Consider the following 22,245-nt stretch of genomic DNA (forward strand, 5'->3'; position numbering starts at 1 on the left):
CCGCTCAGATCAGCCGCTGCTGCGGGGTGGACTTGGCCACCAGCGCGGCGTCACTGGTCACCGCGTCGCCCAGCACCTCGTCGATGCGCGCCAGCAGCTCGGCGGGGATCCGCACCCCGGCAGCCTTGACGTTCTCGGTCACCTGCTCCGGGCGCGATGCCCCGACCAGCGCCGCGGCGACGTTGTCGTTCTGCAGCACCCAGGCAATGGCCAACTGCGCCGTCGTGAGGTCCAATTCCTCGGCGATCGGACGCAGCTGCTGCACCCGGGTCAGCACGTCGTCGGTCATGAACCGCTTGACGAAATTCGCCCCGCCCTTCTCATCGGTGGCGCGTGAGCCGGCCGGCGGCGGCTGACCCGGCAGGTACTTGCCCGACAGCACGCCCTGGGCCATCGGCGACCAGACGATCTGGCTCAGGCCCAGCTCTTGACAGACCGGAATCACCTCCGGCTCGATGATCCGCCACAGCATCGAGTACTGCGGCTGACTGGAGATCAGCGAAACCCCCAGCTCGCGAGCCAGTCCGTGGGCCTGGCGGATCTGCTCGGGGCTCCACTCGCTGACGCCGATGTAGAGCGCCTTGCCCGCCCGGACGATGTCGGCGAACGCCTGCATGGTCTCCTCCAGCGGGGTGAAGGAGTCATAGCGGTGCGCCTGGTACAGGTCGACGTAGTCGGTGCCCAGCCGGCGCAGTGACCCGTCGATGGCCTCCATCATGTGTTTGCGGGACAATCCGGTGTCGTTCTTACCCAACGGGGCCGGCCCGATCGGCCAGTAGACCTTGGTGAAGATCTCCAGTGATTCGCGGCGCCGTCCTTTGAGTGCCGCCCCGAGCACCTCCTCGGCAGCGCCGTTGGCGTACACGTCGGCGGTGTCGAACGTGGTGATACCGCAGTCCAGCGCGGCGTGCACGCACGCGGTGGCGACGTCGTTCTCGACCTGCGATCCGTGGGTGAGCCAGTTGCCGTAGGTGATCTCTGAGATCTGCAGGCCGGAGTTGCCCAGGTAGCGAAATTCCATAACGTTATCTTGGACTTTATGGCCCGAACTGTCGACCTCGCCCGCTTGGCCGAGCTGTTGCCCGGCTACCGCTACGCCTTTCTGGTCACCGTCGGCGACGACTACCGCATCCGTACCGTCGCGATCACCCCGACCTTCGACGGCGCCCGGTTGGATATCGGCCCGGTCGGCACCCACGGCCGGGAGAACATGGCCGCCCGTGACGCGGTCACCCTGGTCTGGCCGGCCCGCGACGTCGGCGATTACTCGCTGTTCGTCGACGGCCGGGCCGAGGTTCCCGATGATCCGGCCGGTCCGGTGCTGGTGACACCGACCAAAGCCCTGTTGCACCGGCCTGTTTTCGAGGGCGGGCGGGCCGTAGGCACCGTGCACGACTGCGTACAGCTCAAGGCGGACTAGGCTCGAATTCATGACCTCCAACGTGGATTTCGACCGCCTCGCAGAGAAACTCGTGGGCTACGACTACGCCTACCTGATCACCGTCGACGCCGAGAACCGGCCGCACCCGGTACCGGTGATGCCGACGCTCGACGGCGACATCGTGCACATCGGAGCGCTGGGCGGGCGGCGCAGCCGGGCGAATCTGGCCCGCAGCGGCGACGTCACGGTGATGTGGCCGCCGCCGGTCCCGGGCGGTTACACCGTCATCGTCGACGGCACCGCCGAGGTGTCTGATGCCGGTGAGCTGGCCAGCGTGAAGATCACCCCCAGTCGCGCGGTGCTGATCCGGGTCGCCACCCCGGAGTCTCCGGGCGAAACCCCTTGCTACAGCGACTGTGTCGACTTGAAGGTCACTGCGCAGGGAGTCTGAGCGGTCGCCCGGCCACCATCAGCAGCACCTCGTCGGACTCGGTGGCGATCCGCGCGTTGAGCACTCCGAGCAGGTCGCGGAACAACCGGCCGGAGGCGGTGGGCGGAACCACGCCGCTGCCGACTTCGTTGCTGACCGCCACCGCCCGCACGGGGCAGGCCCGCCAGGCCGCCACCAGCTCGTCGATGTCGGCGTGCACGCCGTCGAGCCCACCGTCGTCCCAGGCTCGGCGCAGGTCCATCCGGGCGGTGAGCCAGGTGCCCAAACAATCCAGTAACACCGGGGTTTCGGCGGTGAGCAGCGTATCGGCGATGTCGACGGTCTCCACGGTGCGCCAGGAGTGCGGGCGCCTGCCCCGGTGCAGCCGGATTCGCTCGGCCCACTCCGGATCGCCCTCGCGCATACCGCCGGTGGCCAGGTAGGTGACCGCGGGTTCTCCTGCCAGCAGCGCTTCGGCGTGCGCGGATTTCCCCGACCGGGCGCCACCGAGCACCAAGGTGCGCCGTTGAGCCGGCCGGGACGCACCCACAATCTCGCCGTCACGCCCCGGGCGAGCACCTGAATCCATCAGTGCTGCAGCTAATTTCGAGCCGGTAAAGTTGTGATGACTCAGATGGACGGCGACGACCTCGGTGGCCTCGACAATGGCGCCGGATCGTCGCAACGTCGCCACGGTTGCCGCGAAGGCAGGCAGATCATGGTGTTCGGTGCCGTGCCCGGTGTGGTTGCCGAACGTCTCCTCCAGGAACACCGCATCGAAGGCGGCACCGGCGACCGCGGCGTGCGTCTCCTCGGGCAGGGGGCCGGTGTCGGTGGCCCAGAAGATCCGGCCGCCAACGGATTCCAGGTCGTAGAGCACCGCGTCACCGCCGATGTCGGACCCGTGTGCGGCGGCCAGCACCCGGACCCGGTAGGCACCCAGATGCACGTCGTCGCCGGGCCCCACCTCGACGAAGCGCACCGGATCGTCCGGGCCCACCCAATCCCGGCACTGATCCAGGGCACTGGCCGGTCCGACCACGTCCAGCGGCTCGGCGGTCCCGGCCCAGTGCCGCATCAGCAGCGCTGCCGGGCCGACGTGGTCGGGGTGTCCGTGGGTGAACAGGATGTGGCGCACCGGCGCCAGCGACCGGCCGTGACGCATCGCGGAGCGTGGCGCCTCGGGGCCGCAGTCGAGCAGCAGGACGTCGTCGACCAGTGCGGCGGTCTGGGCGCGGATCTCCCCGGTGTCGACCGCCCACCGGCAGGAAGCACACCGGCAGAACGGATTGGGCCAGCCGTCGGCGCTGCCGGTGCCCAAAAGCAGGATCTCCATGGCGCCTCCCCTCGGCGAGCAGACACAGAATCGCACGATGCGACCGCCGCGGGTGCGACTCTATGTCTGCTCGCGGAGGCAGCGACTACGGGGTGAGCCCGGTCAAAAGGTCGAGCGCGCTGTACAGGCCGGCGTCGGCCAGATCGGCCAGCGGCGACGGAGTCACCAGGTCTGCGACGTCGGCTGGCGCGAACCACGATGCGATCGGCGACAGGTCGATGTTGCCGAAGATCGTTTGGATCTCATCCACCGCGGGGCCGTCGACCGGGTCGTAGTACAGGTTCTCCACCGGAAACAAGCCATAAACGAATGCGTGTTGATCGAAGACATCCCCGGCCTTATCTACGAACTCGACGTCGGTCGGCGACGTGACGTATTCGGTCCCGGTCAGCGTCGGCACGTCGGGGCCGCTGCCGTCGGTGAACATTGCGGGAACCGACCACACCAGCGAGGAGTCCGGTGTCTCCATCGGCGTGACCGACGTTGCCATCGGCCCTCCGGCCCAGTGGTCGCTGCCGTTCGACAGCCCCAGCGCCTGGGTAATGCGCAAGCCGCCACCGTCGCCGACCACGATGTTGTTCCCCACGGTCTCCGCGTTCACCGTGGGAAGCTCCGCCGGGGCGAACGTCGAGGCCATCGACGACATATCGAAGCTGCCGAACGGGGTCTTCATGGCGTCGACGGCGGGGCCGTCCCCGGCCGGGTCGTAATACAGGTTCGTGAATCCCGGAAACAGCTGGTTCTGGTCGTAGATCGCTCCGTCCTTGGTGATGAACTCGTCGTTGAACCCGCCGCCCGACAGCGTGATGTAGTCGGTCCCGGTCAGGGTCGTGCCGGTGCCGGACGTGAAACTCGCGGGCAGCTCCCACGCCGGGGACCACCCTTCCTGGGTCAGAGTTGGCAACTGCGCGAGCAGCTGGGCGGTGCCCACGTCGTAGTCCGGCGTCCAGGTCTCTCCGGTGGCGTTGGCCACCGCCGAGCTCGCGAACGCCGCCGCGACGGCTCCCCCGACAACGATCCCCCATGCGAAGTGCTTCATCGATTCCTCTCACGCAAGATGCGGTCTCACAACGTAGTTCTTTTTCACAAGGAGGACCAAGATTTATTTGCTGGGGAATCACTGTCAGCCCGCGCGCTGCAACGAAAAAACCCGGCCCCCCAAAGGGACCGGGCTCTTTCGTGCAACCAGACTTAGAAGTCCATGCCGCCCATGCCACCGGTCGGGTCGCCCGCGGGTGCGGCCGACTTCTCCGGCTTGTCGGCGACCACGGCCTCGGTGGTCAGGAACAGTGCCGCGATGGACGCCGCGTTCTGCAGCGCCGAGCGGGTCACCTTCACCGGGTCGGCGACGCCTGCCTTGAGCAGGTCCTCGTACACCCCGGTGGCGGCGTTGAGGCCGGTCCCGGCGGGCGAGTTGCGCACCTTCTCGGCCACCACGCCCGGCTCCAGGCCGGCGTTGAAGGCGATCTGCTTCAGCGGGGCCTCCAGCGCCACCTTGACGATGTTGGCGCCGGTGGCCTCGTCACCCTCGAGCTTGAGCTCGTCCAGCGACGGAGCGACCTGAAGCAGGGTCACGCCACCACCGGCGACGATGCCCTCCTCCACGGCGGCCTTGGCGTTGCGCACCGCGTCCTCGATGCGGTGCTTGCGCTCCTTGAGCTCCACCTCGGTGGCAGCCCCGGCCTTGATGACCGCGACGCCGCCGGCCAGCTTGGCCAGCCGCTCCTGCAGCTTCTCCCGGTCGTAGTCGGAGTCGCTGTTCTCGATCTCGGCGCGGATCTGCGACACCCGGCCGGCGATGGCCTCCGAGTCACCAGCGCCCTCGACGATGGTGGTCTCGTCCTTGGTGACGACGATCTTGCGGGCCTTACCCAGCAGCGCGATGTCGGCGGTCTCGAGCGACAGACCGACCTCTTCGCTGATGACCTGACCACCGGTGAGGATCGCCATGTCCTGCAGCATCGCCTTGCGGCGGTCACCGAAGCCCGGGGCCTTGACGGCGACGGACTTGAAGGTGCCGCGGATCTTGTTGACCACCAGGGTGGACAGGGCCTCGCCCTCGACGTCCTCGGCGATGATCAGCAGCGGCTTACCGCCCTGAATGACCTTCTCCAGCAGTGGGAGCAGGTCCTTGACCGTCGAGATCTTGGAGCTGACCAGCAGGATGTAGGGGTCCTCGAGAACCGCTTCCTGACGGTCGGCGTCGGTGACGAAGTAACCCGAGATGTAGCCCTTGTCGAAGCGCATACCCTCGGTGAGCTCCAGCTGCAGGCCGAAGGTGTTGGACTCCTCGACGGTGATGACACCCTCGTTGCCGACCTTGTCCATCGCCTCGGCGATCAGGTCACCGATGGACTGGTCGCCCGCGGAGATCCCGGCGGTAGCCGCGATCTGCTCCTTGGTCTCGACCTCCTTGGCGTCCTTCAGCAGGGTCTCGGAGACCTTCTCGACGGCCTTCTCGATGCCGCGCTTCAGGGCCAGCGGGTTGGCGCCGGCGGCCACGTTGCGCAGGCCTTCCTTGACCAGCGCCTGTGCCAGCACGGTGGCCGTGGTGGTGCCGTCACCGGCGACATCGTCGGTCTTCTTGGCGACCTCTTTGACCAGCTCGGCGCCGATCTTCTCGTAGGGGTCCTCCAGCTCGATCTCCTTGGCGATGGACACACCATCGTTGGTGATCGTGGGGGCGCCCCACTTCTTCTCCAGGACAACGTTGCGGCCCTTGGGACCGAGCGTCACCTTGACCGCGTCGGCGAGGGCGTTCAGGCCCCGCTCGAGGCCGCGACGGGCCTCTTCGTCATACGCAATTTGCTTGGCCATTGCGAAGTGATTCCTCCGGTTAGGGGGTGCACGTCTTGTCGGTCGGGTCAGTGCCCGCGACGGACGGCTGTGGGTGTGCTCCGCAGGTGCGGCCCCGTACCTCACCGTCCCGACCTAGCACTCGCCGGTCGCGAGTGCCAACGTCATTCTTAGCACTCGCCCATGGAGAGTGCAAGATTGCCGGGTTCCTATTGCGGCGGGCGCAAACCGTCGATGACGACCTCGGTCACACGTTCGGCCAATGCAGAGTTGTAGGACTGCATCGCCTGGCATCCGACCAGGATCGCCTTCACTTCGGGGACGTCGATGTCGTGTCGCGCGGTACCCGCCTGCTGAGCCGCCTGTAGCAGCTCGTCAAGCACCGCCAAGAACGCAGCCTCCGTGTCGGGCGCGAACTCCGCGATGTCGATTCCGGCGCCGGCCAGCGCCTCAACCAGCCCGCGGTCGGTCGCGCCCCACTGCAGGACGATCGACCGGAGAAAGGTGAACATCGCCGTTCCGGGCGCCTCGGATTCCAGCAGGGCGTAGCCGTTGTCGGTGACACGCCGCACCCGGTCCTGGATGACCGCCTGAAACAACTCCTCCTTGGTGGGGAAGTGCCGGTAGATGGTCCCGGCACCGACTCCGGCACGCCGGGCGATCTCGTCGATGGGCACCGACAAGCCTTCGGCGGCAAAGGTTTCGTAGGCCACTTCCAGGATGCGCGCGCGGTTGCGCGCCGCGTCGGCGCGCAGTGGCCGGGTGGGCTGAGTCACCTGAGCATCCCTATCGCTTGACAAAACGGGGCGTACGTTCCGTATAGTTGCACGAACCGGAGCGTCCGCCCCGTTTACCCTACAGCTTCAGGAGCCTTCCATGGCCAAGTGGACAGCCGCCGATATTCCCGACCAGAACGGTCGTGTCGTCGTCATCACCGGCGCCAACACCGGCCTCGGCTTCGAGACCGCCGCCGCGCTCGCCGAGCGGGGGGCGCACGTGGTGCTGGCGGTGCGCAATCTCGACAAGGGCAAGGACGCCGAGGCCTTGATCCGGCAGCGCAGCCCGGGTGCCAGCGTTGCGTTGCAGGAACTCGACCTCACATCGCTGGACTCCGTTCGCACCGCCGCCGCGCAGTTGCGCTCCGAGCATGACCGCATCGATCTGCTGGTCAACAACGCCGGCGTGATGTGGACGCCGAAGTCGACCACCAAGGACGGCTTCGAGTTGCAGTTCGGCACCAACCACCTGGGCCACTTCGCCTTCACCGGCCTGCTGCTGGACCGGCTGCTGCCGGTCGCCGGCTCCCGGGTCGTGACCGTCAGCAGCCTCGGTCACCGCCTCCGTGCCGACATCCACTTCGATGACCTGCAGTGGGAGCACGGCTACAGTCGCGTCGCCGCCTATGGGCAGTCCAAGCTGGCCAACTTGCTGTTCACCTACGAACTGCAGCGACGGCTGGCCTCGCAGCCGACGACGATCGCCACGGCCGCGCATCCCGGGGGTTCCCGGACCGAGCTGACCCGCAACCTGCCCGCCTGGGCTGCCGGGTTGACGCTGCTGGTCGAGCCGCTGTTCCAGGACGCGGCCATGGGCGCCCTGCCGACGCTGCGTGCTGCCAGCGACCCGCAGGCGCTCGGCGGGCAGTACTTCGGGCCGGACGGCTTCGCGCAAGGACGCGGCTACCCGAAAGTGGTGGGCTCCAGCCGCAAGTCCCATGACGTCGGCACGCAGAAGCGGCTGTGGAACGTCTCCGAGGAGCTGACCGGGGTGGTCTTTCCGGTATAGCCGAACCCGGTTCACCCCACGTCGAGCAGTTCCTCGTAGAAACCGCCGAACCCGCGGGCCCGGTTCACCAGGTGCACCTCGAGGATCCAGTGACAGACCCGGCCGGTGCGGTCGGTCCGTCGCATCGGGTGATCGGACCCGGGCGTGACGTAGAACTGCGCCTCGTCCCCGGAGATCTTCTTGTGCGGGAACTCCCCCAGCAGATGCCCGGCGATCGGGGCGCCGAACTCGTAGCCCCGGTCCCGCGCCAATCCGACCACGTGGTCGTAGAGCTGCGCGCCGGTGATCTCGGCGTGGGCGTCGAAGAACTCCCGCCCGGCCTGCCACACCCCGGGCAGGGCGTCGCGCAGCGCCAGCTTGTCCGGGTCAGCGCCGAGCACGAAGGTGCGGCCGAAATCGGCCTCCCACTCCGAGAAGATCGGCCCCAGATCGAGGTAGACGATGTCGTCGTCGACGATGACGCGATCCGGCGGATGGGCGTGAAACGCCAGCAGGGTGTTCTCTCCGGCGCGCACCACCCGGCGGTGCCAGTGCCGCGTCACCCCGAATCGCTCGGCGGCCAGGCCGGCGATCTCCTCGGAGAGTTGCTGCTCGCCGACACCGGGGCGGATCATGCCGCGGCGCTCGATCTCGTCGAACAGCGCCGCGGCTTTGGTCTGCGCGTCGAGCAGCCGCTCGACGCGGACGGATTCCGGCTCCTCCGGGGTGGACACGCAAGCGATGCTATCCGCTTGCCCTAGACTGCCTCTCGATCAGATAGGAGACCGGGTGCGGGCTGACGCAGCGCCCAGCACCCGGGCTTTGCGGGGCTGGCAACGGCGGGCGCTGGTGCGGTATCTGACCGCCAAACCGCGTGATTTCCTGATGGTGGCCACCCCCGGCGCCGGCAAGACGACGTTCGCGCTGCGCATCGTGGCCGAGCTGCTGGCCGACCGGACCGTCGAGCGCATCACGATCGTGGTGCCCACCGAACACCTGAAGGTGCAGTGGGCGACGGCGGCCGCCGAACACGGCGTCGCGCTGGATCCGCGGTTTTCCAACTCCGATGCCCGGACCAGTTCGGAGTACCACGGCGTCGTCGTCACCTACGCGCAGGTCGCCAGCCACCCGACCCGGCACCGGGTGCGCACCGAGGCCGCGAAAACCCTGGTGATCTTCGACGAGATCCACCACGGCGGCGACGCCAAGAGCTGGGGTGACGGCATCCGGGAGGCGTTCTCCGATGCCACCCGCCGGCTGGCGCTGACCGGCACCCCGTTCCGCAGCGACGACAGTCCCATCCCGTTCGTCAACTACGAGCCCGACGGCAGCGGTGCGCTGCGCTCGGTGGCCGACGAGAGCTACGGCTACACCGACGCGCTGGCCGACGGTGTGGTGCGCCCGGTGGTGTTCATGGCCTACTCGGGTGAGGCCCGCTGGCGCGACAGTGCCGGCGAGGAGTACTCGGCCCGGCTCGGCGAGCCGTTGACCGCCGAGCACACCGCCCGCGCCTGGCGCACCGCGCTGGATCCGACCGGGGAATGGATGCCGGCGGTCATCACCGCCGCGGACACCCGGCTGCGCCAGCTGCGGGACGGCGGCATGGCCGACGCCGGCGGCATGGTGATCGCCTCGGATCAGAAGACGGCCCGGGCCTACGCCAAGCTGCTGACCACGCTCACCGGCGAGGCCCCCACCGTGGTGCTCTCCGACGACGCGGGCGCCTCGGACAAGATCGCGCAGTTCTCCGCGGCCACCAGTCGCTGGCTGGTGGCGGTGCGGATGGTCTCCGAAGGGGTCGACGTGCCGCGGCTGGCGGTCGGCGTCTACGCGACCAGCGCGTCCACCCCGCTGTTCTTCGCGCAGGCGATCGGCCGGTTCGTCCGGTCACGTCGACCCGGAGAGACCGCCAGCATCTTTCTGCCGTCGGTGCCGTCGCTGCTGCAGCTGGCCAGTGAGCTCGAGGCGCAGCGCAATCATGTGCTGGGCAAGCCGCACCGGGAGTCCGAACGCGACGAGTTCGCCGAGGCCGAGCGCCGGCGTGACGAACCCTCCGAGCTGGAGAACACCTTCGAGTCGCTGGGGGCCGACGCCGAGCTGGATCAGGTGATCTTCGACGGCCAGTCCTATGGCACCGCTGTGACTTCCGGCCCGGCCGGCAGCGAGGAAGAGGCCGACTACCTGGGCATCCCCGGGCTGCTGGACGCCGACCAGATGCGAGACCTGTTGCGGCGCCGCCAAGAAGAGCAGCTCGACCGGCGCTCGAAGGTCGCCGGGGCGCCGGTTCCGGTGACCACGCACGGGCAGCTGCGGGCGCTGCGCCACGAGCTCAACGCGCTGGTGTCGGCGGCGCATCATCGGCTCGGCAAACCGCACGGCTGGATCCACAACGAGTTGCGCCGGATCTGCGGTGGCCCGCCGGTGGCGGCGGCCACGTCGGATCAGCTGCGGGCGCGGATCGAGGCCATCCGGCAGCTGTAGCGCTTATGCCGCTTCGCCGAGCGTGCACTCACTGCGAAAATCCGCGCGAAATTTCGCAGTGAGTACACGCTCGGCGAACGTCAACCCGGGATCAGGGCTGACCGGCGGGGGCGCCGGGCTGACCGGCGGTGCCGGCGGTGCCGTCGTTGCCCTGAGCACCGGCGCTGCCGTCGTCTCCGGCGGCGCCGTCGATGACGGTGGTGCCGCCTGGGCTGGCCGCGGTCCCACCGGCGCCGCCTGCGCCGGCCGCCCCACCGTCCGCGCCGACACCAGCCGTACCTGCGGCCCCGCCGGCACCCGCGGTGCCGGCGCCGTCGGCTCCGCTGCCCGCGGCCCCGCCGTTGCCGCCGTTACCGCCGTTGCCGCCGTCACCGCCATCACCGCCATCACCGCCGTCACCGGCGTCGCCTCCGGTGGACACCACGCCGTTACTGGCCAAGCCGCCGTCACCACCGTTACCGCCGGAGCCACCGACGTCGCCGTCCGCGCCGTTACCGCCGCTGCCGCCCACGCCGCCGTCACCACCGACACCACTCACCGTGCCGCCGGCCCCGCCGGCGCCACCGGCCCCGCCGCTGCTGCCGCTGGTGCCGCTGGCGCCATCGCCGCCGTTACCGCCGTCGCCCCCGGCACCACCGGCGGCGTTGCCCGCGCCGGAAGTGTCGCCGTAACCGCCGGTGCCGCCGTTGCCGCCGGCGGCCCCGGTGCCGCCATTCCCGCCGGCACCACCCGCACCGCCGGTACCGATGCCGCCGTTGACGTCGCCATTCCCGCCGTTGCCGCCGTCGCCACCCACGCCGCCGGCCCCGCCGTCGCCGCCGGTGCCGCCGACACCACCGGTGCCATCGACCTCCGGATCCTCGGCACCGAACACAGTGCCGCCCAAGCCGCCGGCCCCGCCGGCCGCGCCGAGCCCACCCGTGCCGCCGGACCCGCCGTTGCCGCCGGTGGCGTCGCTTTCTGGGCTGAAGTACGTCTCGCCGGTACCGCCGGCACCACCGGCCTGGCCGGGTGAGGTTCCCGCGCTGCCGTTACCGCCGGTGGTGCCGACACCGCCCGGCGTCCCCTCGTTCACCGGTGCGTCGGCGCCGTTTCCGGCAGCCGGCGGAATGTTCTGGGCCGGTGGGTTGCCACCGGTGCCGTCCACGCCGTTACCGCCGGCGCCACCCCGGCCACCGTTGCCGACCAGCCCGGCCGCACCGCCGGCACCGCCGCTGCCGCCGTCCTGGGCGATGGCGCCGGTACCGGTGTCGATCACCTGACCGTTGGCGCCGTTGCCGCCGTTGCCGCCGTTGCCGACCCCGGTGGCCGCAGCACCGGCCGTGCCGTCGGCGGCTGCGGTGGTGCCGTCACCGCTGAGCCCGCCGGTGCCGGCGCCGCCGGCCGTTCCCGCGTCGCCGGCGTTGCCGCCGTTGCCGCCGCTGCCGGCCGTGGTTCCGGTTCCGCCCGCCGCGCCGGCGCCGCCATCCCCGCCGTCACCGGCGTTGCCCGCGGCTCCGCCGTTGCCGCCGACGCCGCCCGCACCCACGGCACCGTTGCTGTACCCGTCGGCCAGTGCCGCACCACCGGCACCGCCGGCACCGCCGTTCGCACCGGCACCGCCGTTACCGCCGCTGCCACCGTCGGTGCCGTTACCGCCGTCGGCGCCACTGCCGGCTTCGGCGTCGGCGCCGTCGGTGCCCTGAACGCCGTCGCCGCCCTTACCGCCGTTACCGCCCGCGCCACCGGCACCACCGACACCGCCATCACCGGCGTTGGCTCCGCCCGAGCCACCACTACCGCCACTACCGCCGAGGCCGCCCTCGGTACCGTTGCCGCCGTCGAGGTCGGTGGCAGTGCCCGCGGCACCCGCGGCGCCGTTCGCACCGTTGCCGCCGGCCCCGCCGCTGCCACCGTTGCCGTAGGCGCCGCCGTTGCCACCGGCGCCGCCGTTGCCGCCGGCCGTGCCGGCCAGCGCACTGCCATCGGTGGCCGCGTCATAGCCGTCGCCGCCGTCACCGCCGTTGCCGCCGCCGCCGAGGGCGCCGTCGCTGCCGCTGCCGCCGAACAAGCTCGCTCCCAGGCCGCCCTTGCCGCCGTTGCCTGGCGCCGCGCCGTTGCCGCCCGCGCCGCCGTTGACGTTCGCCGCGCTACCGGTCGCGCCATTTCCGCCGTTGCCGGCCGCACCACCGGTGCCACCGTTGCCGCCGATGCCCAGGATCGACGAACCGGCGCCACCGTTGCCGCCGTTGCCGCCGTTGCTGCCGTTGGCACCGGTGCCGTCGCCGTTGTTGGCGAACGACCCGGTCGTCCCGTTCCAGCCCGCGCCGCCGATACCGCCGTCGCCGCCGTTGCCGATCGCACCCATGCCGAAGAAGTCCTGGGCCTGACCCGAAGACCCGCCATTGCCGCCGTTACCAGCCGCCAAAATCTCAGTCGCGGCCCCGCCGGCGCCACCGTCGCCGCCGTTGCCCCACATCTCGCCGCCGTGACCACCGTTGCCGCCGTCGGCCCCCAGGCCACCGGCGCCGCCGTCGCCGCCATTGCCGATCCCGCCGGCATGCCCGCCGTTACCACCGGCCAGCTCGTCCACCGTCGACGACCAGCCATCACCACCGTCGCCGAACCACAGACCGCCGTTACCACCATCGGGATCGGCCTGCGTGCCATCGACGCCGTTACAGATCATCCCGCAGAAGCCCTCGGTGAACGGAGCGAACAGCTGGTTGATCATCCCGTTGACGCTCGAACCGAAGTCAGAGTTGATCCAGTCCTGCATCATGTCGTGCAGCGGCATGTAGACGTAGGTGTCCCACATCTGGGCCAGCTCCGCCCCTGACGCGTCGGCCGAACCGGACAGATCCCAGTCCGAGCCGGTGAACAGTCCGTCGAAATCGTTGGACAGGTTGCCCCACGCAGTCGGGTCGAACAGATCTGCCAGCAAGTCATCGAAGTCGGCATTGGCCGCCGGCGCCGACGCCAACGGCGCCATCCCGAACGCCAGGAACGCCCCGACCGAGGCGGCGGCACCTACCGCGCGGTCTCGCCGACGTGTCCTCGCCCGACTGTTCCCCTGTTCACGCCGACGAATACCCATGGCTACTCCCCTTTCGAACGAACTCAGCCGTCTCTCAGCCCGCAGCATAAACGACCTTAGGTTGCACAACCGTCAATTTGTGAAATAAGGCTCAAGTACGTCCGATCTTCGCCTTATCTCGTCGATACCCTTGGCGTGGTTATCGCACTGATTTCCCCGCGCAACGACTTCGTTGAGGCTTCGCGGCCCGAACCGGCGGCTCGCTCGCTTTTCCGACGCCCACGAACACGAACTCTTATCAAAAGGTCCGGCGGGAAATTTACATGGAAAATAGTTTCAGAGAAAACTCTGAGTTTCCACCCGCATCCATCTTCGTTCTCCGGCCCCTACGGGGTCCAGCGGAACGGAAACCGCCGAGCTATCGCGCCCACACGCTCTCGGCCACCCACGGCGAGGCCTGCGCGGCCACCGACCACGCCCACTCCTGGGGCACGTCGAGCACCCGGTAGGCCTTCACGCCGGCGGCCGTCGCCGCGATCAGGGTGGCGACACCGGCGCGGCGCTGAAACCAGCTCTGGTGCACCGTCCAGCCGATGATGCCCGCGGTGGCGATGCAGTAGCGGCGCTGTTCCCAACTGCCGGTACGGGCCGAGAGCCAATGCTGGTCGACGCGATGCCCCAGGGCACGCGCCCGGTCGGCGGCCAGCAGCGCCGCGCCCAGCATCAGCGCCGCCCAGGCCGGCCAGTACCACGCCGCAACCCCGTCGGTCACCGCCGCAACGGCCAGCCCCGCTCCCAGCGCCGCCGGCAGCATCATCGCCCGGGTCCAGCGCCGGCGGGTCGCCACCGGGCCGTGCCGGCGCAGCGGCCCGGTGACCGCATCGGGGTCGGCGACCAGTCCGGTCAGCACCTGCTCGGCGGTGACACGCGGGCAGGGCGGCAGCAGGGTGGAGGATTCCCCCGCACCGGTGACGCCGGTCATCGCCGCGTCCAGTCGCGCGCCGCCGAACAGCCGCACCAGCAGCGGCCGACGCAGCGTTCCGCCGCGCAGCCGACGCATGTCGTAGCTGTGCTGCCGTACCCGCAGCAAGCCGTGGCTCAGCTCCAGCACGTCTCCGGCCGCCCCGGGCCTGCGGGACAGCACCAGGTTCCCGTAGGTCAGTGCCGAGCGCAGCACCGCCAGCATTATCGCCGCCACCAGCACCAGTCCGGCCGCCACCGCCGCGGTCTGCTGCGGCCCGAACCGCTCGGCGGCGTCCCGCCAGGCCCGGCTGAGTGGCGAATCCGCCAGGGCATCCCAGGCTCCGCTCTGATACAGCGCACCCAGCGCGGCGCCGATCGTCACCAGCCCGGACATACTCAGGGCGCTGTAGCGCAGCCAGGACGGCCGCCACCGGGCCAGCACCATTGCCCGGGCCAGCTCCGGCCCGGCCGCGGAGGCCTGCCCGGTGTGCGCCAGCAGGATCGCGCGCAGCCGCGGCACCTGACTGCTCTCAACCGCATCCAGCTCGAACACGGTGTCGCCGGCGGCCTGCTGGCCGGTGCTGACCCGCAGCACCGTCAACCCCAGCAGCCGGTGCAGCAACCGGGTGTCGGTCTCCACCGAGCGGATCCTGTTGAGCGGCACCGAGAGAGCCCTTCGGCGCAGCAGGCCTGAGCGCAGCTGCACCCGGCCGGCCTCGGGGTCCGGGTCGATGCGATAGGTGGTGGTGAACCAGCGCGTCACCCCGACCACGGCGATCACCCACACCACCGCGACCACCCACACCGAATTGTCGGTGGCCGAACCGAATACGACGACCGCGATCAGCAGCGGCAGCTCGCGCAGTGCCTCGTGCAGCGGGTGCACCAGCAGCATCCGCGGGCTCAGCCGCTGCCAGTCCGCTTCGTCGCCGGCGGTCATGTGGCGTCCCCGGCGCCCAGCGAGGCGATGTTTGTCAGGTGCGCCACCACCTGGTCGGCGACCGGGGCGTCCAGCGCCACGATGTGCACCGCCCCCGCCGACGACGCGGTGGTCACCCGGACGTTGGCCAGTCCGAGCAGTCGATCCAGCGGCCCGCGGTAGGTGTCGACGGTCTGGACCCGTGAGATCGGCGCGATCCGGCGCTCCTGCACCAGCCAGCCGGTGCGGGTGTAGACCGCGTGGTCGCTGATATCCCACCGGTGCACACGAAAACGCCACACCGGCGCGATCACCACCGAGACCAGCAGTCCCAGCGCGGTGACCGCCACGGCACCGACGTGCAGCCACTCCAGCCGCGGATCGGCGACCGCCCACCCCAGTTGCAGTATGGCGAACACCAGCCAGGGCACCGCGCCGCCCAGGGCCCACACCAGCGGCGCTCGCGAGCTGGGTGAGTTGGTGGGGTCGACCATCGTGATCACCGCGGCGTTGCTGGGACGATTTGCGTTGGGCGCCATGCAACAGAGAATGACCTAGCCTCGCGGCGCTGTCATCTCCGAGTGCAGAACCCGCGGACGTCGGTATCGTTTTCCACATGGGCAGCCGGGACAAATGGACCGCCGGGGATGCACCCGATCAAACCGGGCGCGTCGCGGTGATCACCGGCTCCAACACCGGAATCGGCTATCACACCGCCCTGTCGCTCGCCGGGCACGGCGCTGTGGTGGTGCTGGCGGTGCGCGACCTCGACAAGGGCCGCGCGGCAGCCGAACGGATCACCAAGGCCGCGCCGCAGGCCGCCGTCGAGGTGCAGGAGCTCGACCTGAGCTCGCTGGCATCGGTCCGCGAAGCCGCCGAAGCGCTGGGCGCCGCGCACCCCCGTATCGACCTGCTGATCAACAACGCCGGTGTCATGTACACCCCCAAACAGACCACCGTCGACGGTTTCGAGCTGCAGTTCGGCACCAACCATCTGGGGCATTTCGCACTCACCGGCCTGCTGCTGCCCCGGATGATGCCGGTGAAGGGTTCTCGCGTGGTGACCGTCAGCAGCATGGCCCACCGGATCATGGCGGCGATCCACTTCGACGACCTGCAGTGGGAGCACGGCTACAACCGGATCGCCGCCTACGGGCAGTCCAAGCTGGCCAACCTGATGTTCACGTTTGAGCTGCAACGGCGGCTGGCCGCCAAACGCAAATCGACGATCGCCGTCGCCGCGCACCCCGGCACCGCCAACACCGAATTGACCCGCTATCTGCCGCCGTTCCTGCGTCCGGCCGACCGGTTGCTGTTGCCGCTGGTCGTCCAGAGCGCGGCGATGGGCGCGCTGCCGACGCTGCGCGCCGCCACCGACCCCGAGGTGCACGGCGGGCAGTACTACGGGCCGGGCGGCCTCGGTGAGCAACGCGGTCATCCCAAGCTGGTCGAGGCCAGTAAGCAGGCGCACGACGTCGAACTCCAGCAGCGCCTGTGGGCGGTCTCGCAGGAGCTGACAGGAATCACCTTCCCCGTCTAGGTCAAGATGTCGGAATGCGATCTGTCGAGGAGCATCAGCGCGCCGTCGCCGGCTTGATCCGGGCCCGCCCGCCGCTCACGGTCTCGCTGTCCGACGCCGAGGGGCTGGTACTGGCCGCGGACGTGATCGCGCCGATCTCCCTGCCGGTCTTCGACAACTCCGGAATGGACGGCTATGCCGTGCTCGCCGACGACGTAGCCGCCGCATCACCAGAGAACCCGGTGACGCTGCCGGTGACCGAGGACATCCCGGCCGGTCGCACCGACATCCCCTCGCTGGAACCCGGTAGCGCGCACCGCATCATGACCGGCGCGCCCATCCCGTTCGGGGCCGACGGGGTGGTTCCCGTCGAGGCCACCGACGGGGGAACCGACAGCGTGGCGATCAGTGCCTCCACCGCCCGGGGACGTCACATCCGCCGCGCCGGCGGGGACGTCGCGCAGGGCGCCACCGTGCTGTGGGCCGGGCAGCTCGTCAGCCCGCCGGCGGCAGGCCTGGCCGCCGCGCTGGGCCTGGCCGAGCTGACGGTGCGGCCCCGGCAACGGGTGCTGGTGATCTCCACCGGCACCGAGCTGGTCAAGCCGGGCACCCCGTTGGCGCCCGGACAGATCTACGAGTCCAACGGGGTGATGCTGGGCGCCGCGGTGCGCGAGGCAGGGGCCGAGGTGGTGGCGGTGGCGACCGTCGCCGACGACACCGCCGAGTTCACCGCGGTGCTGGACCGCTACGGCGTGCGCGACGGCGCGGTGGATCTGATCATCACCAGCGGTGGGGTCAGCGCGGGCGCCTACGAGGTGGTCAAGGACGTCTTCGGCCGCAACGGCGATCAGGGCGTGGATTTCGTCAAGGTGGCGATGCAGCCGGGCATGCCGCAGGGCATCGGCCGGGTGGGCGACGCCGCCATCATCACGCTGCCCGGCAACCCGGTCAGTGCGCAGGTTTCCTTCGAGGTGTTCGTCCGGCCCGCGCTGCGCCGCGCGATGGACTCACCGACACCGGACCGGCCGCGCCGCGCCGCCGTTCTCAGCGAGACGCTGACCTCCCCGGCCGGCCGGCGGCAGTTCCGGCGCGGCCTGCTCGACCACGACACCGGGACCGTCACCAATTACGGCCCACCGGCCTCGCACCATTTGCGCTACCTGGCGTCGGCCAACTGCCTGCTCGACATCGCCGATGAGGTGACCGAACTGCCGATGGGCACCACCGTGGAGGTCTGGGACCTGACTGGCAGCTTCTAAGATGGCCGGATGGCCAGACGCCCCCGCGCAGCAGATGATCCCGGTGGTCTGCGACACCTGATCGAGTTGGTGCGCTCGACGGTGCCGCCGATGCACCATGCCGGCGTGCCGTTCGTCGCCGGCGGCCTGGGGCTGGCCGCGCTGGGCCGCAAGCAGCGCTGGCTGCGCGGCGCCGGACTGCTGGCCGCGGGCGCCAGTGCCGGCTTCTTCCGCCATCCCCGCCGGGTGCCGCCGACCCGCCCCGATGTGGTGGTGGCCCCCGCCGACGGCATGGTCTGCCTGGTCGACACCGCAACCCCGCCCCCGGAACTCGAACTGCCCGACACTCCGCTGCCGCGGGTCAGCATCTTCATGTCGGTGTTCGACGCGCACGTGCAGCGGGCCCCGGTCGGCGGTGAGGTACTCGACGTGCTGCACCGGGCCGGCCGGTTCGGTTCCGCCGACCGCACCGAGGCCAGCGAGGACAACGAGCGCAACAGTGTGCGGATCCGCACCGCCGACGGCGCCGAGGTGATCGCCGTGCAGATCGCCGGGCTGGTGGCGCGGCGCATCGTCTGCGACGCCAGGCCCGGCGATCATCTGGCGATCGGCGACACCTACGGGCTGATCCGGTTCGGGTCGCGGCTGGACACCTATATGCCGGCCGGGACGCAGCCGCTGGTCGGCGTCGGCCAGCGCATGGTCGCCGGCGAGACGGTGCTGGCCCGGCTGCCATGACGACGTCCTCTCGCACCCGGGGCCCGGTGGGCCTGCACATCCTGCCCAGCTCGATGACGGTACTGGCGATCTGTGCCGGCCTGACCTCGATCAAGTACGCACTCGACGGTCAACCGCATGTGGCGATGGCGCTGATCGCGGCGGCCGCCATCCTCGACGGTCTCGACGGCCGGGTGGCCCGCATCCTGGACGCCGAATCGCGGATGGGCGCCGAGATCGACTCGCTGGCCGACGCGGTCGACTTCGGGGTGGCGCCCGCGGTGGTGATCTACGTGTCGCTGCTGTCGACGCAGCCGGCGGGCTGGATCGTGGTGCTGCTCTACGCGGTGTGTGTGGTGCTGCGGCTGGCGCGGTTCAACACCCTGCTCGACGACGCCACCCTGCCGTCCTACACCCGCGAGTTCTTCGTCGGGATGCCCGCCCCGGCCGGAGCGATCACCCTGATGGGGCTGCTGGCCGCGAAGCTGCAGTTCGGCGAGGGGTGGTGGACTTCGCAGTGGTTCACCTGCGCCTGGGTGGTGGGCACGTCGATGCTGCTGGTCAGCCGGATCCCGATGCGCAAGATGCACGCCGTGTCGGTACCCCCGCATCTGGCCGCGGTGCTGCTGGCGGTGCTGGCCCTGGTGGCCGCCGCGGCGTTCCTGTTCCCCTACGTGCTGGTGCTGGTGCTGATCGTGGCGTACCTGTGCACCATTCCGTTCTCGGTCCGCAGCCAGCGCTGGGTGGCCGCCCACCCGGAGGCCTGGGAGGACGCCCCCCGGGAGCGCCGCGCCGCGCGGCGGGCGATCCGCCGGTCGCAGCCCAGCCGCCGGCCCGGAGCGCGGCGGGGCATCCGCCGGCCCAGCGGCCAGTCGATGGCACGGCTACGGCTGCGCAAGCCGGGCCGCTGAGCTATCCCGAGCAGTACTCCCGCGTCGCCGCCGTCAGCGCCTGCCGGTAGAACGGATCGAGTTGCCGCGCGACGCTGACGTCGCGGGTCGCCTCATCGAGTCGGGCGTCGCAGTCGGGTGCATGCAGTTGCTCCCAGCGCAGGCCGATCTGGGTGAGCATGACGTGGTTGAAGCCGTCGATGCGGGCCCGTGAGACGGCGAGGCCGGGGGCGGCGGCCGGTGCGGCGGCCGGGTCCAGCTTCCACTGGGCGAACCGGTAGTGCTCGGCCGCCTCGGTGGCGCCGATCTGGTCGGTGAAGACCCGCCGCACATAGTCGGCGTCGAGGTGGTCGGCCTGCGCGGCCGCCACCAGGGCGGTCAGTTGTTGCTGCACCCGGGCCGGGTCCTCGATGGGGGCGGTGGTGAGCCACTTGCTGGCGGCGACGTCGTCGGCGACTTGGAGCCGCTGGGCGGCCGCATCGACCAACTCGGCCAGCGGGTTTGGCGTGTCGGCTCGCGACGGGAAGGGGCCCGACAGCAGTGTGACAGCGCAGATCGCCGACATCAGGGTGCCGCCGTATGCCGATAATGACCGCATGGGTTCTATTGAAGAGCATCGGGACGGCGATGCCTCCCGGACCTCCTCCCGCCACCTGACGTTGATCGCCCGGCTGAACACCTCGGCCGTCGACGCACGCCGTGGCGTGGTCCGGCTGCACGCCGAAGCGATTGCCGCCCTGGGCATTCGGGAATGGGATGCGGTCTCGCTGACCGGTTCTCGCACGACGTCGGCGGTGGCCGGGCTGGCCGCAAACGACTCGCCGGCCGGTGTGGTGCTGCTCGATGACGTGACGCTGTCCAACGCCGGGCTGAGGGACGGCACCGAGGTGGTGGTGGCCCCGGTCACCGTCTACGGTGCCCGGGCGGTCACCCTGAGCGGGTCGAAGCTGGCCTGCCAATCGGTGTCGGCGGCCACCTTGCGTCAGGCGCTGCTGGGCAAGGTGCTCACCGTCGGTGATGCGGTCTCGCTGCTGCCCCGCGACCTGGGCCCGGGTACCTCGACCTCGGCCGCCACCACCGCGCTGGCCTCCGCGGTGGGGATCAGCTGGACCTCGGAGCTGTTGACCGTCACCGGCGTCGACCCGGCCGGGCCGGTCAGCGTGCAACCCAACTCGTCGGTGACCTGGGGCAACGGCTCGCTACCGGCTGTGCCGGCTGATCGGGCCGTTGCGGCCGCAACCGCGCCGCTGAGCGTCGACGACCTCAAGGGCTGTACCGCCCAGGCCGACAAGCTCACCGAATGGCTCAAGCTGGCTCTCGACGAACCGCACCTGCTCAAGACGCTCAACGCCGGCACCAACCTCGGCGTGCTGGTGTCCGGCCCACCCGGGGTCGGCAAGTCCACGCTGGTGCGGGCGGTGTGCGCGCGCCGGCGGATGGTGGAGCTCGACGGGCCCGAGGTCGGGGCCCGAGTCGCCGACGAGCGGCTGGCGGCGGTGCGCGCGGCGGTGAACGAGGTGTGCGACGGCGGCGGGGTGCTGTTGATCACCGATATCGATGCGCTGCTGCCGGATCAGGCCGAGCCGGTGAGCACCTTGATCCTGGCCGAGCTGCGCGCCGCGGTCGCCGCCGACGGGGTCGCGTTCATCGCCACCTCCGCGGTGCCGGACCGGGTCGACACCAGGCTGCGGGTCCCGGAGCTGTGCGATCGGGAACTGCGCCTGAGCCTTCCCGACGGCGCGACCCGCGCCGCGTTGCTGGGCGGACTGCTCAGGTCGGTGCCCAGCCAGGCTCTGGACCTGAACGAGATCGCTGAACGCACACCGGGTTTCGTCGCCACGGACCTTTCGGCACTGGTACGCGAGGCGGCACTGCGGGCGGCGTCGCGGGCCAGCGACAGCGGCGGGGACCCGGTGCTGACCCAGGATGATCTGGCCGGCGCGCTCAGCGTGATCCGTCCACTGTCCCGCTCGGCGGCCGCCGAGGTCTCCGTGGGCTCGGTCACCCTCGATGACGTCGGCGATATGGCGGCCACCAAACAGGCGCTGACCGAGGCGATCCTGTGGCCGTTGCAGCACCCGGACACCTTCACCCGCCTCGGCGTCGACCCGCCGCACGGCGTGCTGCTCTACGGCCCGCCGGGTTGCGGCAAGACGTTCGTGGTGCGCGCGCTGGCCGGCTCCGGGCGGGTGAGTGTGCATGCCGTCAAGGGCGCCGAGCTGATGGACAAGTGGGTGGGCAGCAGCGAGCGGGCGGTGCGGGATCTGTTCCAGCGCGCCCGCGATTCCGCTCCCTCACTGGTGTTCCTCGACGAGATCGACGCCCTGGCGCCGCGGCGCGGGCAGAGCTTCGACTCCGGGGTGACCGACCGGGTGGTGGCCGCGCTGCTGACCGAACTCGACGGCGTCAACCCACTGCGCGACGTGGTGGTGGTCGGTGCCACAAACCGCCCCGAGCTGATCGACCCGGCCCTGACCCGGCCGGGCCGGCTCGAGAAGCTGGTGTTCGTCGAGCCGCCCGACGCCGACGCCCGCCGGCAGATCCTGCGGGTGGCCGGAAAGTCCGTGCCGCTGCATGAAGATGTGGATCTCGACGCGCTGGCCACCGACCTGGACGGCTACAGCGCCGCCGATTGCGTGGCATTGCTGCGCGAAGCGGCCCTGACCGCGATGCGGCGGTCTATCGACGCCGCCGACGTCACCAACGCCGACATCACCGCGGCGCGCGAAACCGTCCGCCCCTCACTGGATCCCGCTCAGATCGACGCGCTGCGGTCCTTCGCCGACAATCGGTGA

19 protein-coding genes are annotated in these 22,245 nt (G+C 70.4%); 9 read left to right on the top strand and 10 right to left on the bottom strand.

What is annotated here, in order from left to right:
• Nucleotides 1–4: 4 nt before the first annotated feature.
• Entirely contained in the window at nucleotides 5–1,021 is a 1,017-nt protein-coding gene (locus G6N23_RS17985; RefSeq protein WP_085260806.1) for an aldo/keto reductase family protein, read from the bottom strand.
• A gap of 18 nt (nucleotides 1,022–1,039) precedes the next feature.
• Here G6N23_RS17985 and G6N23_RS17990 point away from each other — a divergent pair, with 18 nt between their 5' ends.
• Together G6N23_RS17990 and G6N23_RS17995 are read left to right on the top strand one after the other, a co-directional pair.
• A complete protein-coding gene (locus tag G6N23_RS17990; protein ID WP_085260805.1) occupies nucleotides 1,040–1,420 on the top strand; it encodes a pyridoxamine 5'-phosphate oxidase family protein in 381 nt (126 codons plus the stop codon).
• 10 nt (nucleotides 1,421–1,430) lie between these two features.
• Nucleotides 1,431–1,832, top strand: coding sequence for a pyridoxamine 5'-phosphate oxidase family protein (locus G6N23_RS17995; protein ID WP_085260804.1), 402 nt, complete (start codon nucleotides 1,431–1,433; stop codon nucleotides 1,830–1,832).
• Here G6N23_RS17995 and G6N23_RS18000 read toward each other — a convergent pair.
• From G6N23_RS18000 to G6N23_RS18015, 4 genes are all read right to left on the bottom strand, one after another.
• On the bottom strand, nucleotides 1,813–3,147 hold the full coding sequence (locus tag G6N23_RS18000; RefSeq protein ID WP_085260803.1) for a bifunctional adenosylcobinamide kinase/adenosylcobinamide-phosphate guanylyltransferase: 1,335 nt from the start codon (nucleotides 3,145–3,147) through the stop codon (nucleotides 1,813–1,815). The two genes, G6N23_RS17995 and G6N23_RS18000, sit on opposite strands and share 20 nt — an antisense overlap.
• An 85-nt stretch (nucleotides 3,148–3,232) precedes the next feature.
• Nucleotides 3,233–4,186, bottom strand: a complete 954-nt coding sequence (locus tag G6N23_RS18005; protein WP_085260802.1) for a hypothetical protein — start codon at nucleotides 4,184–4,186, stop codon at nucleotides 3,233–3,235.
• 152 nt (nucleotides 4,187–4,338) lie between these two features.
• Complete coding sequence (gene groL, locus G6N23_RS18010) at nucleotides 4,339–5,964, bottom strand: chaperonin GroEL (protein ID WP_085260801.1); 1,626 nt, start codon at nucleotides 5,962–5,964, stop codon at nucleotides 4,339–4,341.
• A gap of 188 nt (nucleotides 5,965–6,152) precedes the next feature.
• Nucleotides 6,153–6,719, bottom strand: a complete 567-nt coding sequence (locus G6N23_RS18015; protein WP_085260800.1) for a TetR/AcrR family transcriptional regulator — start codon at nucleotides 6,717–6,719, stop codon at nucleotides 6,153–6,155.
• A gap of 100 nt (nucleotides 6,720–6,819) precedes the next feature.
• On the opposite strand from G6N23_RS18015, the gene G6N23_RS18020 reads away from it, so the two are divergent.
• Entirely contained in the window at nucleotides 6,820–7,728 is a 909-nt protein-coding gene (locus G6N23_RS18020) for an SDR family NAD(P)-dependent oxidoreductase (RefSeq protein WP_085260799.1), read from the top strand.
• 11 nt (nucleotides 7,729–7,739) lie between these two features.
• Here the strand turns inward: G6N23_RS18020 and G6N23_RS18025 are convergent, their stop codons facing one another.
• A complete protein-coding gene (locus tag G6N23_RS18025; protein WP_085260798.1) occupies nucleotides 7,740–8,441 on the bottom strand; it encodes a M24 family metallopeptidase in 702 nt (233 codons plus the stop codon).
• A gap of 55 nt (nucleotides 8,442–8,496) precedes the next feature.
• Here G6N23_RS18025 and G6N23_RS18030 point away from each other — a divergent pair, with 55 nt between their 5' ends.
• On the top strand, nucleotides 8,497–10,188 hold the full coding sequence (locus tag G6N23_RS18030) for a DEAD/DEAH box helicase (RefSeq protein WP_085260797.1): 1,692 nt from the start codon (nucleotides 8,497–8,499) through the stop codon (nucleotides 10,186–10,188).
• Nucleotides 10,189–10,279: 91 nt separating this feature from the next.
• On the opposite strand, the gene G6N23_RS22450 is transcribed toward G6N23_RS18030, so the two are convergent.
• From G6N23_RS22450 to G6N23_RS18045, 3 genes are all read right to left on the bottom strand, one after another.
• Nucleotides 10,280–13,264: a PGRS repeat-containing protein gene (locus G6N23_RS22450; RefSeq protein ID WP_157997503.1), complete on the bottom strand. Its 2,985-nt coding sequence runs from the start codon at nucleotides 13,262–13,264 to the stop codon at nucleotides 10,280–10,282.
• A gap of 358 nt (nucleotides 13,265–13,622) precedes the next feature.
• The gene (locus tag G6N23_RS18040) at nucleotides 13,623–15,107 is read right to left on the bottom strand and encodes a PH domain-containing protein (protein ID WP_085260796.1); all 1,485 of its coding nucleotides are present in this window, start codon (nucleotides 15,105–15,107) and stop codon (nucleotides 13,623–13,625) included.
• Nucleotides 15,104–15,625 (bottom strand): PH domain-containing protein, encoded by a 522-nt coding sequence (locus tag G6N23_RS18045; protein ID WP_234808594.1) that lies wholly within the window; start codon nucleotides 15,623–15,625, stop codon nucleotides 15,104–15,106. The genes G6N23_RS18040 and G6N23_RS18045 overlap by 4 nt, the downstream gene beginning before the upstream one ends.
• 77 nt (nucleotides 15,626–15,702) lie before the next feature.
• On the opposite strand from G6N23_RS18045, the gene G6N23_RS18050 reads away from it, so the two are divergent.
• The 4 genes from G6N23_RS18050 to pssA are packed head-to-tail and all read left to right on the top strand — an operon-like array spanning nucleotide 15,703 to nucleotide 19,471.
• Nucleotides 15,703–16,626 (top strand): SDR family NAD(P)-dependent oxidoreductase, encoded by a 924-nt coding sequence (locus G6N23_RS18050; protein ID WP_085260795.1) that lies wholly within the window; start codon nucleotides 15,703–15,705, stop codon nucleotides 16,624–16,626.
• A gap of 14 nt (nucleotides 16,627–16,640) precedes the next feature.
• A complete protein-coding gene (gene moeA / locus G6N23_RS18055; protein ID WP_085260794.1) occupies nucleotides 16,641–17,864 on the top strand; it encodes a molybdopterin molybdotransferase MoeA in 1,224 nt (407 codons plus the stop codon).
• Between the two features lie 9 nt (nucleotides 17,865–17,873).
• Entirely contained in the window at nucleotides 17,874–18,581 is a 708-nt protein-coding gene (locus tag G6N23_RS18060) for a phosphatidylserine decarboxylase (RefSeq protein ID WP_085260793.1), read from the top strand.
• Nucleotides 18,578–19,471 (top strand): CDP-diacylglycerol--serine O-phosphatidyltransferase, encoded by an 894-nt coding sequence (gene pssA / locus G6N23_RS18065; protein WP_085260792.1) that lies wholly within the window; start codon nucleotides 18,578–18,580, stop codon nucleotides 19,469–19,471. Before G6N23_RS18060 ends, pssA begins: the two co-directional genes overlap by 4 nt.
• A 1-nt stretch (nucleotide 19,472) precedes the next feature.
• Here the strand turns inward: pssA and G6N23_RS18070 are convergent, their stop codons facing one another.
• The gene (locus G6N23_RS18070) at nucleotides 19,473–20,048 is read right to left on the bottom strand and encodes a chorismate mutase (protein WP_085260791.1); all 576 of its coding nucleotides are present in this window, start codon (nucleotides 20,046–20,048) and stop codon (nucleotides 19,473–19,475) included.
• Between G6N23_RS18070 and G6N23_RS18075 the strand changes: the two genes are divergently transcribed.
• Nucleotides 20,047–22,245 carry an AAA family ATPase gene (locus G6N23_RS18075; protein ID WP_085260790.1) on the top strand — a complete coding sequence of 733 codons (2,199 nt, stop codon included), beginning with the start codon at nucleotides 20,047–20,049 and terminating at the stop codon, nucleotides 22,243–22,245. The two genes, G6N23_RS18070 and G6N23_RS18075, sit on opposite strands and share 2 nt — an antisense overlap.

Origin of the sequence: Mycolicibacter terrae (assembly GCF_010727125.1) — a bacterium.
GTDB lineage: Bacteria > Actinomycetota > Actinomycetes > Mycobacteriales > Mycobacteriaceae > Mycobacterium > Mycobacterium terrae.